Raw genomic sequence first — 12,528 nt, forward strand, 5'->3', positions numbered from 1 at the left:
TTTGAGTATTAACGTGCCGATAAAATAATGTCGTTAAACTGTTGTGGTTGATCGACATAACTCAGATGACCTGCATCTGTAATCAGATGACATCGGCTCAATTGCATTTCTGCGACAAGGTCTTGGATACCTTGTGCAGGTGTAATTTGGTCCTGATCGCCTGCAATCGCGACGCAAGGAACACGAATATCTGTTAAATAATTTCTAATTTCGTCATAGGCCAACAAATACGATGCATGGGTAAAACCGTCTAGGGTCAAATCCTGCATCACCGCTGTGACCAAAGCCAAAGCTTGAGTATCTTGTTTATAAATTAAATGCGGTCCACGACTTGCCGCCATGCCTGCATGACCTAAGCTTTTCAACAGCATTGGGCGTTTTTGATAAACCTGTGATTTGCTTTCCTCATCTGAACGTTGATAACCTTGTGCTACATTGGCAATCAGCAAAGTCTGTACACGTTCAGGATAAAGATGAGCAAAAGCACTGGCCTGTAAAGCCCCAAGGGAATGACCAACCAAAATGGCTTGCGAAATTGCCAAAGCATCGATTAAACCCAACAAACGTTGTGCATAATCTTCTGCATTCGGTTGCGCTGTATTTAAACCTTCTGATAAGCCATAACCCGGTGCATCCCAAGCAATCACACGAAAAGAGTGACTCAGTACATCAAGTTGGTTGATCCATGAAGCAGAACCCGAACTAATCCCATGTAGCAAAATCAACGGCTGGCCTTGACCCGCCTCACGATAGGCGTGTACTTGTCCATCAACTACAATGGTTTTGACTGGATATTTGGCTAATCGATCAAGCAATGTCATGGCTGGATTCCTTTGCTGTAGGGCTGGGCTTTGTCGATTCAATCAACGTTTGATTTGCGACAATGGATGTTCTGGTGGATAGTTCGGAATGGTCGGTTTACCCGCACCTAACATCACACACATCAAGGCATCTTCCTGACCTGGATTAAACAAGCCACGGTAAATTCCAGGTGGAATTGAAATCAGATCACGCTCTTTAAGTTTGGTTTGAAATTTCTCACCGTTATGTTCGATAAATAGGTCAATCTCACCACGCAACATAAAAAACACTTCCTCAACATCATGATGAATATGCAAAGGCCCTTCGCACTGCGGAGGTAAAACCATGGTTGAAAAAGTGAAGTTTTCTGCTGGAACAGTGTTGCCATCATTCACTACACCTGTTGCACCCGTGCCCATATAACGCATTTGGGCACGACGATATTTGGGGTCATAGTCCGCTTGGAACTTCAAGGCATCAAAATCATATTTACGTGTTTCAAAACGTGCGATACGGGTATTTAACCAATCTTGTAAGCTTGTACCTTCAGGCTGTGACCATGATTCGAATTGTTGAGTAGTCATGTTTTAACTCCTAGATATCTTGAATTAATAACGTTTTAGTAAAGGAACTAAGAAGAACGATCCAATCACAGCAACTGCTGCTAAGAAGGTAATTCCTAAATTAAAACTATGGGTTTGCATCACGATGTAACCGATCAGAACGGGTGCAATTGCACTGGCAAAATTACCCAGTCCATTAAAAATCCCACCCGCAGTCGCGCCCACATCAGCAGTGGTCACACGAGCAAGTAGTGCAAATATTGCTGCGACACCAAAGCCCCAAGCCATTGCGCTAAGAGACATTGCAACAATCACTAAAATTGGATCTGTCATAATGACCATGACATACATAAAGATGCCGGCCACCAATAAGCCACTAAAAACTTGAATGGCACGACGACCTAACTTGTCAGAAAGAAATGCACCAATCACTTCACCAATCAACATGGCGATAAATGGGAAACTTGAATAAATACCAAACTCTTTAAGGTTAAAGCCCTTGTCTTGAATCAGGTAGGATGGAACCCAACTGTTTAATCCCCACAGATAAGTCATCAGTGCAATATTGAAAATACACACCAACCAAAATGAACCGTTCTGTAATAGCACCTTGGTGTTATGGATATGCCCTTTAAAATTGACACGTTTACTGGTCGCTTCCAGCTCAATGGTTTTCTTGAGTTGTAAATTACGTAAGCCAAAGACAATCGCAATCAGTGCAATTACAGTTAAACCAGCCATCACAAAGAAGGTGGTATGCCAATCATGGTTTGCGAGAACAGCCGCGGTAATTGGAAAACCCAAGAAGGCACCGATCGGCGTACCCAACAAAAACATGGTGGAAGCACGTGCTTGCTGACGATCTGTATAGGTTTGTTTCACGATGGTATAAGCCAAGGCAAATAATGGGCCTTCAGCTAATCCAAGCAGAACGCGGAGGACCAACATCCCTGTATAATTGGTGGTAAAACCCATACAGAACATGAGTATTCCCCAAGATAAGACACTCCAAAACAGCATTTTTTTAGGGCTAAAAATATCGCCTAAGAAGCTTAAGAACACAGAGGAAAAACCATAAGCCAATAAAAAGCTGGTCATTAACCATCCAAGTTTTGCTTTGTCTTGGGCAATCCCCATCGCGCCCTGAAAGTGCGGGTCAGCAAATAAGACTGCGATACTAATTTTGTCGAAAAATGCCAGAACGACACAGATCATCAGGACAAAAGCAGGAACCCAATGCTTCAATCCACTTTTCTCTTCATTACTCATATTTCATTCCTTCGATTGAGTCATGAACCGGATCTAGGTGCTGTTGACATTTCACAATGGTTTAAATATCAACAGACTCTAAGGTTTACGGTTTTAATTTCATTACATTAAATTCAGGGTCTGCTAATAATTTGGGGTCTAACACGGTATTGGATTGCATCCAGCGTTTTGCCAGTTTGACCAGTTTTGAGTCATTGATTGCAATCATGTTGATCAAACAGTTTTGCTCATCCAGATAAAGATAACTGCACTGATCTGCTGCATTTTGACGTAGCACAATCTGCTTAGTTTTTTCAGGTTGGTAAGTTCCTAAAATCTGAATGTTGTAGTGATACTGATCTGACCATAACCAAGGAATATCCAGATATTCCGTATCCATACCTAACATTGACTTTGCCGTGGCAATGGCTTGATTTTGTGCATTGGCCCAAGACTGAATGCAATAGCCCAAACTTGGATGTATCGCCACATCACCTGCGGCATAAATGTCTTGGTCTGAAGTTTGTCCAAAACCATTGACGACAATGCCATCTTTAACGTCTAAACCCGCACTCACACCCAGCTCTTTGGCAATATCTGCACCCGCACCCACTACTACACAATCAAACAGTTCACTGGCATTTGGATGATTCACCACTTCAACTTGCTGTTGACCTGCTTCAATCAAATGCACATTTTTACTATTTAAATGGATCTGAGTACCTTGTTGTTGATGCATATTTTGCAGAAATTCAGACACATCAGGGCTAACGCTACGTGCACAAAGTCGATCACCGTATTCAAAAACATGCACTTGTTTGCCTTGTTTCCGTGCCGTTGCTGCAATTTCCAAGCCGATCCAACCACCACCAATTACTGCTAACTTTTGCGTATGTTGTAAGATTTCGGCTAAACGTTCACAGTCTTGTACATTACGTAAAGTCACCACATTGGGAATAAACTGCCATGTATTGACTGGCACACGTGCTCGGCTTCCAGTCGCAATCAATAATTTGTCATAAGGCAAAACTTGACCGCTTTCTAAAACCACATGTTTTTGTTGGCGATCCACTTGAGTTGCCACAGCTGGTTTATGCCACTCGATATTAAAATCTTGAACCTGTTCAGCAGAGAACAGATGCAAACTGTCATAACTGGCTTCTTTGGAGAGGACTTGTTTTGACAGCGGTGGGCGTTCGTAAAATACCCGTTCCTCATTGGATACCACATGAATTTCACCTAGAAATCCATGTTGACGGAGTGTGCTGACCGCCCAACCTGCGGCTTGTCCTGCGCCAACGATGACAATTCTTTGCATAGCTTAATCTCTCTGTTCCAACTGCTTATACAGGTTTGACTTGGCGACGAGTGTGGTCATCTAAACCACCTTCAACCGCCCACTCAGTAAAGAGTTCTAAACAATGTTCTTCAACACGTGGTTGCCATTCTTCCGTCAAATAATCATCATTGGTGTAGTATTCAAATGCACCACCCAAAGGTGAGTTGACATACCAGAAGTAAGCCGAAGAAATTGGATGACGACCCGGACCAATAAAAGTAGACCATTCAGAACGGTTCATGTTTAAGCCACCGCCAATCACTTCATGAATATCACGCACCACAAAGGCCACATGATTGAGTCCAGCAGGTTTATTGGGTACCGAAAGCAAAAACAAATCATGGTGATAGCCTTTGCCACGACAACGTAAAAAAGCACCACGATTACGATAAGCATCCGATAAGAAGAAACCGAGCTTTTCGATATAGAACGATTCTGTTTTTTCTAAATCTGGGGTAAAGAACACCACATGTCCAATCGCAACAGGTTGCCCTTTTTCATACACTGGACTAGCTGCATTGACACGAGTGATACTGCCGTATTGATTAATCCCTTCTGTTTTTAACGCAGGTAGCTCTTGGGTAAAGCTGGCTTGAAAGCGAATGGTCATCCCATTTGGGTCTAAGCATTGCAGCATGTCAGCCGTGGCTTGATAACCATCTACATCTTTCAGGCGAGTTGCTAAATCAGCCAAATCCTGTGCTGCATCATCCAAGCCCCAAGTCACTTCACGTAAAGTTGAGCCTGACTCGATGGCCTGTGGTAGACGCTGATCATCACAATCAAATAAATAAATTTTACTACCGTTCTGGGTTTGGTAAAGATCCGTACCCTCAATATCTGATTGGCTTGGCTTTAAACCAAAATCTGCCAAAAATTTATTTGAAGCAGCCCGATCCTCAACGCCAAACTTTAAAATCTCAATCCCTGTAATCATGAAACAATTCCTTAATTAAAGACAAAACCACCATTTACGGGAATATTCTGTCCAGTCACAAATGAGGACAAATCCGAAAGTAAATAAAGTGCTGTTCCGTTCAGATCCTGTGGTAACTGCTGACGTTGAATGGCACGGCCATTTACATATAAATCATGACGTTCTTGCGGTACATATTCTGTTGCTTCAACCAGCGTCAATCCTGGAGAAAGCGTATTTATACAGATATTAAATGGCCCTAACTCTCTTGCCATCGAACGGGTCATTGCCAGCAAAGCACCTTTACTTGCAACATAAGCCATCAAGTTAGGTGCGCCCCATAAAGCCGTATCCGATGCCACATTAATCACCTTGCCTGCATCGGACTGCTTGAGATATGGCACACATGCTTTGGTGACCAACCACGTCCCTTTGACATTGATGTTCATGACCCGGTCCCATAGATCGGCGTCATAATCCATCAAGCTTTTACCACCCACATTGGTCGCAAGTGCAGCGCAATTCACCAAACCATCTATTCCAGCTAAATGTTCAGCTGCTTGCTGAACAGCCTGTTGAATCGAATCAGCATCAGCCAAGTCAATCGTGACCGCAGTCACCTGTAAACCCTGTGCCTGCAATACTGCTGCTTCTTGTTGCACAAGATCTGTCAAGATATCCGCCATGACCACTTGAGCACCTGCTTCGGCAATGGCCTGTGCAAAGTCTCGTCCCAAGCCTCTTGCTGCGCCTGTAACAAAGACTTTCTTGCCCTGCAACAATGCGACATTAACCATGAACTTGTTCCTGCATTTCAATACGGTTTGAGCTATTCAAGCTCGCAATTTTCTTTAATTGCTTTTCCGCTTCTTTTTTCATTAAACGGCGTAAGCGCGATAAACCGACATCATGTTGATAGAGGAATTCATGTTGACGTGCATTTGGCGCAAGATTTTCTAAAATAACTCGATCTTGTTCCAAGACATCCCAATGCAGTTTTTCTAAATGATTGCGATAAAGAAAACGCCAGACATTACGTTGCCAACCACTGACTTTACGACAACGCCAGAAGAAAACACGGGTATTTTGAGCATCAATCGGTGTGGCATAACCCACAATCCAAAACTCACCGCCTGGACCAAAATCTTTACGATAAGGAATCGAAAGACGCAACCAACTTGCACCGGTATTGGCATATTCAACCCAGTCAAAATTGATCCCTGTTTGCCCTTCTTTTTCAAAGACAAAACCATTTTCAGTGGAGCGGTGTTTCATTTCTGCAGTACGTTCACCGTCCGCCATTGAGTGCGAGGTACAATGCAAATAGGTGCCATGCATTGGGTCCATCACGTTATCAATCGCATATTGATGATTGACCTTCCAATCCGCTTGGCATAGGAATGAACTCCACTCCTCACTCGCCAATTGCTCAGGAAAATCAAGGGGTTTAGCGACTTCATTTGGATCAATCCCAAACCACAGGAAAATTGCACCATGTTGTTCAATCACTGGGTAGCTTTTCACACAGGTTGTGCCTTTCATTGGGCATTCATTTACTGCGGGTACATCTTCAACCTTGCCATCATAGCGAACTTCAACGCCGTGATACCAACATGCAACGCGATTACCTAAGTTCCAGCCTAAAGAAAGACGCGCACCACGGTGCGGACAACGATCTTCTAAAGCATGCACCTGACCTTGGTCATCACGCCAAACCACGATATTTTCACCTAAACGGGTAATACCCACAGGATTGGCTGCGACTTCCCAACTTGCCAGTACCGGATGCCATTGATCACGTAAACCTAAATCTAAATACTCCTCAACACTCGGAGTCACTGTTACTGCTGCATTCATCACTGTTCTTCCTTGAATCAATAACCTAAACGTTGCATTTCTTCAGAAAATGTTTCAGAAGTCCAAAGATCACCAGACTCGCAACGAAAACCTTGTTGATTTAAAGATTGAACCAAATCAGTAAGTTCTGTTACGCCTGAAGAAAAGGCTTGAATTAAATGTTGAACAAAATCCTGCTCATAGACTGTTGGCACTTTATAGCGTGTTTGCCAAACCAGAAGTTCTGGCTGTCCCGGTATTTGAATATTGTTGATCCCTGCTTCGGTCGCTGGCGTGGCATGAATCCAGTTCGCTAGCTTCTCATTAAACGTTTTCATGAGATTCCATCCTTATAAATAAGACTTATAGTTGAATTTGAACGTCCTGCCCTTCAACACGTACGGGATAAGTACACAAATCACGACATCCCGGTCCACTCTTTAGCTCACCTGTTTGAATATCAAAAATTGCCTCATGTAATGGGCATTCCACAGTTTGATCTTCAATAAAACCTTCTGTTAGCAACGCAAAGGCATGTGGGCAAACATTCTCGATCGCAAAATAATTGTCATCGATAAAAAAAACACCAATTTTCTTACCCTCGACTTCTATGGCTTTCGGCTCGTCTTCGGTAATGTCATCTTGCTGACAAACTGAGATCCAACTCATTTTTGCATCCTTATTTGTTTTATATATAAAACTTAATTTAGCATTTAAAACATAATGAATAGCATAAGCTTTGATCATTTTGCTTGTCAAATACTATATTTTTATGTTTTTCAATGGATTAATAAAAAGTTATATTTTTAGATGTTTCTTAATCAAAAAAATGTTTTATATATAAACATTGAGATTAGAAAAATTGATGATTACTATAGTGGTATTCCATGTGCAGGAATTGCAAAATAAACACAGGGCAACTTGGCAATGAACTTAATAAATACAGATGCTCTCTTGGAGCAAAATGCTGAACCCAATAATGATGAGCGTTATTTAGTACCGGGTTTGGTGCGTGGCTTAGCCATTTTAAAATTATTTGATCAACAGCATCAGGAAATGACCATTTCTGAAATCGCAGAAAAATTAGATGTAAACCGTTCGAGTGCTTTTCGTTTAATCCACACCTTAGAGTTTTGTGGTTATTTAAGAAAAATGTCGCAAAAGACTTATGCGCTGAACAGCAACGTGATGGAACTTGGTTTTAACAGCTTATCCAAATCATCGCTGACTGATCTGGCTAGCCCCATCATGCGTGAATTACGCGATAAAATTAAAATTGCTGTGCATCTTTCGATTTTAGAAGGCACTGATATTGTCTTTATCAGCAATGCCCAATCTATTGGTTCATTTACCAGTAATGTGCATATTGGTACACGTTGGCATGCCCATGCCACCGTAATTGGACAATTAATTTTATCTCGCCTTTCCGAGGCTGAAGTGGTTAAGCGTTATGAACATTTTACCGATTGGAAAGTCTATTCTGATCGTACACCACGTGATTTAGCGAGTTTATTAGAACGTTTAAATTATGTCCGCAGTCAGGATTTTATGATCAGTTGGGGCCACTTTAATACCGACATGGCTGCCAGCGCTGCACCGATTTATAGTCAAGCAACTCAAGAAATCGCTGCCGTATTATCTGTAAGTTGCCCATTAAGCACCTATACAGAAGATTTATTTAGAGGTGAAATTTCTCAAAATGTGGTTGAGTATGCCGATAAAATTTCAAAATTTATTTATTTTTAGGCATCGATAAAATCTAATTACTTCAATTTGGGCATCGTGAATACAGACCAAATTTTCTAGATATACACGCCAAAGAAAAAGTCCTTCTGGTTTTTATTTGGCGATCATTATTATTTTATTTCTTTTCTTCTTTTTTTTTGAGGGGGGACTTAAAATCTCAATGCTCACGCTATGCTTCGTAAAAGAATCACTATATTTTTGACTAAGCCTGCATGTTTAAAAGTCGCAAACATCGGGCTGCTTTATAATTCAATTTCTCTGCTGATGATGGCAGAAGCAATTGCTTGAGCAGTAGATTTTACCCCTAAGCGCTTTCTTATACTGCGTAAATGATTTTCAACAGTTCTCTCTGAAATTTTTAAAATGTCGGCAATCTCGAAATGCTTTTGACCCACTGCTGCCCATTTTAAAACTTCTTTTTCACGTTTGGTCAGTATTTTTTTATGCGCAATTCTATGCTTTTGTTTATGTAGAATTTCACCAAAGGCAATATTACCAACCATCTGCACTGTAAGTTTAAAATCATCACTCATATCCGAAATTTCACCCGCAAATGAAATTGCCCCTTCTAAACCTGTTCGACCAAATACGGGCACTTGTATTCCATTGAGCTCACCAAGATGCAGAGGGCTTTTGATAATCCGATAAGTTTCTTTTGCAGTTTTTTTATGCGAGCTCTTTGCCCAAAAAAAGGCTTCATCGTATTCAAAAATATGCTTGGTGATGGGGCAGCGGCGTAAATATACTTCACGCTCTTCGATATTGCTGCGATCAACCCAATTGCCATGCACAAAGAAAACTTCATCAATCCATTCATGTTGGTTTTGAGGTGAAACACTACATACAATAATCCGATCAAAATTTAGCTGAGCAGCAAATCCCACCAGAATTTTAAATAGACTTTCGAGGTCACGTGCTTGTCTCAATTGGTGAACAGTCTGAAACAATAAATCGGCCAGTTGATTGCTTGCAAGTCTCATAAAGCCGTCTTCTCACTAAACTGAACACTTAAAACTAAAATATTGGAGATCAGTAGCAGATCGCCCCTAGATCTCCAATATTGAGATAAAAAATTGCGTCTAAATAGAAACAACGTCTTGATTGATGCTTATACCAATTCAGGATCAGCCAATAAGGTTTCAGCGGCTAACTTACCTAAATTATGCGATGCCAAAGGACTATCTCCAGTCAGAAGTTTTCGGTCTTTATGCACTTGCCCTGTAATACCTTTATTTAGGATTTTAACGCCTAATTTATCGAGATTTTCACCCACCAACCATTGTAATGGCCCAGGCATATAACCAATTTCAATATTTGCGCCTTTATCTAAAAAGTCAGGAAATACACAAATTTCATAATCTTTAAATATATAGTTTTCTGGTTTTTCATCGACGGCTGCGGCAAGTAAAGCTGCGGGTCCATGACACAGTGTAATCACATATTTATCATTGTTTATCGCCCATTCTAAAACTTTTTTAACACTTTTACTTTCAGGAATTTTCGCGAGTACACCATGACCACCGGGAATGAAAACCCCTACATATGGCGAGTTTCCAGCAATGATCTCGTCCAAAATATCATCAAGCTTTAACGGGTTTTTAAGTTTTTCAGCATACTTTGCATAAGTATCTAAAACCACTTTATCTTCATTCGGCATCGCCCACATTTCCAACTTGGCAGGATTGCCTGAGAGCGTTGCAATATCAAACTCAAAGCCTGCATTGTCTAAATGAAATACCGGAAGTAACATTTCAACTGGATGATTTCCTGTAGAAAAGAATTTGCCGTTCTGCATCAGGATATAGCGCTCATCCGTTGCAATCATCAGAATTTTTTTGTCGCCACGATATGGGTTGGGATAAGTCGTACCGTCATAATCTGTTTTCGATGCGGTGTACTGGCTTAAAGAATAAGGGGATGGAAAAAATGCATTATCTTCAGCAGTATCTGGTGTAGGTATTTTACTTAGTTCAGTCATTTTTTACTCCAAGCGTTCTTATAGAGGATATATTCAACATGCACAGTATATTCTGCCCTAAAATGATTTTTGAATGAGGGAAAACCCCTATTTCTACAATTTTAAAACATATGCTGAATTCAATTTTTATTAGACTATCGCTGCCGATAAACCCTGCTTTTATTAACAGTAAGTATCTGATTTTTATTTAATTAGATTTTAAGAAATTTTTATTTTTTCTACGATCAATACTCACGTTCGATACAGAAATACAACGTGACGATGAAATGGAATACTGTGAGAGATTTTTTAAATGTTGATTGTGTATTGGGCCTTGAAACTCAAAATGCCGCTTAGAACAAATCGATGGCTTTAATGATGAAACTTAATCCTGATCTTAGATTAAGTTTCACCTGATTAGCTTAACCCATTATCCTCGTTCACCAACAATCACGAAGTTCATGAATTTAAAACAATAGGTCATTGTTAAATTATTTCCACTCCATCTCACCCGTCAACACTTTAGAGCTTAACTCCAAAGAGCTTTCTTCAGCCAAGTTCGGGTATTTTTCTTTTAAAGCAGCAATCACTGATGCTGAATCTTTATGATCTTTTAAAACTTGATCAACATCCACAAGGTATTGATAAGTAAAGTCGATTGCTTGAGTTCCTGTTGGAATATCACCAATATAATGTCCAGGAATCACTGCACGTGGATTTAAACGATTCATTTGTTTTACCGTTTTTCGCCATTCGTTACGTTCTTTTTCAGTTTGTGCATCTGCTGTCCACAGATGAATCCCTGAAGATAACCCTACACCACCTAGAATTGTACGATTGCTTGGAACCCAAAGATAAGATGCGTATTTACCCGGTGATTTGATCTCAATTTTTTCACCTTCTAGCACAATGGTTTTATCTTCAATAGCACTCGGTACAATCACTTGAGATGGCGCACCATTTTTTAAGATAGGTCCCCAATAAGCAAACTTACCTTCTTTGGTTGCTTCAATATGTTTAACAACTTCTGGGGTTGCAATCACTTTTGCATCTGGAAACGCTTGTACCAGTGGCTCTAAACCAAAATAAAAATCTGGATCACCCGCTGTAATCACAATATATTTAAGGTTTTTACCGCTGTCTTGAATGATTTTAACCAAGTTCTTTGCATCGTTAACACTAAATTGCGCATCGACCAGCACTGCATCTTTTTCACCCGAAATAAGTGTAGATGTAACTGGAAAAATGCCTTGTGCTTGTGGGTTATAAACTTTATAGCTTAACTCTGCTGCAAATGCAGAAGCACTCAACATCACTGAACTTGCAAGAAGTGTTTTTAAGAATAATTTCATATTGTTGGCTCTCTTTAGAATTAAATTAAGATTTAAGTAGTTGTTGATCTAAAAAACGTACAAAATCCTCTGATTTATTATAAAAACCATGAAGCGGTATTTTGCCCATTTCACCATGTTGATTTTCATACACCAATGTTGGAAAACCTTGTCCTCGAACATGGGATAATAATTGGCGTGCATGCTGAATATATTCATCTTGTTGATCTTGATCGATCGCATCTAAATATTTTGACCATTGGTCATTATTCAGTCCTAACTCGACAGCAAATTGCGCCAGTACACTATATTGTGTGACATTTAGACCTTTTTGATAGTAGCCCTGTTGTATTAAATTTAATAACGATATCATCGCGCTATGCCCTAACCCCTGCTGAATACTCAGTAAAGCATGAGTTGCAGGGATAGAGTTCATGATCAGTGTGCTGTCTTTAAGCAAACCATTTTTATATTCATCACCAAAATCAACACCTGTGAGTTGATGGATTTGTTCATCATAGTGAATGATCTGTGTTCGCATTGCTGCTGTCATTTGTGGTTGATGATCTTCACTATAAAGTCCACCAAAATGTAGACGTTGTAGATTTGGAAATTTTTCTTCGACTGCATTAATTAAAGGCAGTGCACCATAACTCCAGCCGCAGATCGGGTCGATAATCCAGTGTAGAATTGGAGAAGCCATAAATTAACTCTCATCTATAAATATATGATTCAAAATATGTGAAAAGCCACACAGTTTTGCTGATATTTGTTATAGTAAATAATAAACT

At 40.3% G+C, this 12,528-nt stretch carries 14 protein-coding genes; 1 reads left to right on the plus strand and 13 read right to left on the minus strand.

What is annotated here, in order from left to right:
• Window positions 1–8: 8 nt before the first annotated feature.
• The 9 genes from ACG9ZL_RS09295 to ACG9ZL_RS09335 form a co-directional block, all read right to left on the minus strand.
• Window positions 9–821 carry an alpha/beta fold hydrolase gene (locus tag ACG9ZL_RS09295; RefSeq protein ID WP_419359787.1) on the minus strand — a complete coding sequence of 271 codons (813 nt, stop codon included), beginning with the start codon at window positions 819–821 and terminating at the stop codon, window positions 9–11.
• Window positions 822–863: 42 nt separating this feature from the next.
• On the minus strand, window positions 864–1,385 hold the full coding sequence (locus tag ACG9ZL_RS09300) for a cupin domain-containing protein (RefSeq protein WP_004717620.1): 522 nt from the start codon (window positions 1,383–1,385) through the stop codon (window positions 864–866).
• A gap of 24 nt (window positions 1,386–1,409) precedes the next feature.
• Window positions 1,410–2,633 (minus strand): MFS transporter, encoded by a 1,224-nt coding sequence (locus tag ACG9ZL_RS09305; protein WP_336951935.1) that lies wholly within the window; start codon window positions 2,631–2,633, stop codon window positions 1,410–1,412.
• A gap of 85 nt (window positions 2,634–2,718) precedes the next feature.
• A complete protein-coding gene (locus ACG9ZL_RS09310; RefSeq protein WP_419327092.1) occupies window positions 2,719–3,930 on the minus strand; it encodes an NAD(P)/FAD-dependent oxidoreductase in 1,212 nt (403 codons plus the stop codon).
• Window positions 3,931–3,955: 25 nt separating this feature from the next.
• Complete coding sequence (locus tag ACG9ZL_RS09315) at window positions 3,956–4,888, minus strand: VOC family protein (protein WP_004823457.1); 933 nt, start codon at window positions 4,886–4,888, stop codon at window positions 3,956–3,958.
• A gap of 11 nt (window positions 4,889–4,899) precedes the next feature.
• Window positions 4,900–5,664, minus strand: a complete 765-nt coding sequence (locus ACG9ZL_RS09320) for an SDR family oxidoreductase (RefSeq protein ID WP_419300929.1) — start codon at window positions 5,662–5,664, stop codon at window positions 4,900–4,902.
• Window positions 5,657–6,724, minus strand: coding sequence for a Rieske 2Fe-2S domain-containing protein (locus ACG9ZL_RS09325; RefSeq protein ID WP_419327091.1), 1,068 nt, complete (start codon window positions 6,722–6,724; stop codon window positions 5,657–5,659). Before ACG9ZL_RS09325 ends, ACG9ZL_RS09320 begins: the two co-directional genes overlap by 8 nt.
• Before the next feature lie 17 nt (window positions 6,725–6,741).
• The gene (locus tag ACG9ZL_RS09330; RefSeq protein WP_419327090.1) at window positions 6,742–7,041 is read right to left on the minus strand and encodes a recombinase-like helix-turn-helix domain-containing protein; all 300 of its coding nucleotides are present in this window, start codon (window positions 7,039–7,041) and stop codon (window positions 6,742–6,744) included.
• A 25-nt stretch (window positions 7,042–7,066) separates the two neighbouring features.
• On the minus strand, window positions 7,067–7,372 hold the full coding sequence (locus ACG9ZL_RS09335) for a non-heme iron oxygenase ferredoxin subunit (RefSeq protein ID WP_034615827.1): 306 nt from the start codon (window positions 7,370–7,372) through the stop codon (window positions 7,067–7,069).
• Between the two features lie 258 nt (window positions 7,373–7,630).
• Between ACG9ZL_RS09335 and ACG9ZL_RS09340 the strand changes: the two genes are divergently transcribed.
• A complete protein-coding gene (locus ACG9ZL_RS09340; protein ID WP_209827473.1) occupies window positions 7,631–8,449 on the plus strand; it encodes an IclR family transcriptional regulator in 819 nt (272 codons plus the stop codon).
• A gap of 242 nt (window positions 8,450–8,691) precedes the next feature.
• Here ACG9ZL_RS09340 and ACG9ZL_RS09345 read toward each other — a convergent pair whose 3' ends face one another.
• The 4 genes from ACG9ZL_RS09345 to ACG9ZL_RS09360 all read right to left on the minus strand — a co-directional run bounded on the left by ACG9ZL_RS09345 (window position 8,692) and on the right by ACG9ZL_RS09360 (window position 12,440).
• On the minus strand, window positions 8,692–9,429 hold the full coding sequence (locus tag ACG9ZL_RS09345) for a PA1136 family autoinducer-binding transcriptional regulator (RefSeq protein ID WP_419359788.1): 738 nt from the start codon (window positions 9,427–9,429) through the stop codon (window positions 8,692–8,694).
• A gap of 128 nt (window positions 9,430–9,557) precedes the next feature.
• A complete protein-coding gene (gene hchA / locus ACG9ZL_RS09350) occupies window positions 9,558–10,427 on the minus strand; it encodes a glyoxalase III HchA (RefSeq protein WP_419359789.1) in 870 nt (289 codons plus the stop codon).
• Window positions 10,428–10,897: 470 nt separating this feature from the next.
• Window positions 10,898–11,758, minus strand: a complete 861-nt coding sequence (locus ACG9ZL_RS09355; protein WP_419359790.1) for a Vmh family MBL fold metallo-hydrolase — start codon at window positions 11,756–11,758, stop codon at window positions 10,898–10,900.
• A 25-nt stretch (window positions 11,759–11,783) separates the two neighbouring features.
• Window positions 11,784–12,440 (minus strand): DsbA family protein, encoded by a 657-nt coding sequence (locus ACG9ZL_RS09360; RefSeq protein WP_105713495.1) that lies wholly within the window; start codon window positions 12,438–12,440, stop codon window positions 11,784–11,786.
• Between the last annotated feature and the right edge of the window lie 88 nt (window positions 12,441–12,528).

Source organism: Acinetobacter legionensis (assembly GCF_048551735.1).
Taxonomy (GTDB): domain Bacteria; phylum Pseudomonadota; class Gammaproteobacteria; order Pseudomonadales; family Moraxellaceae; genus Acinetobacter.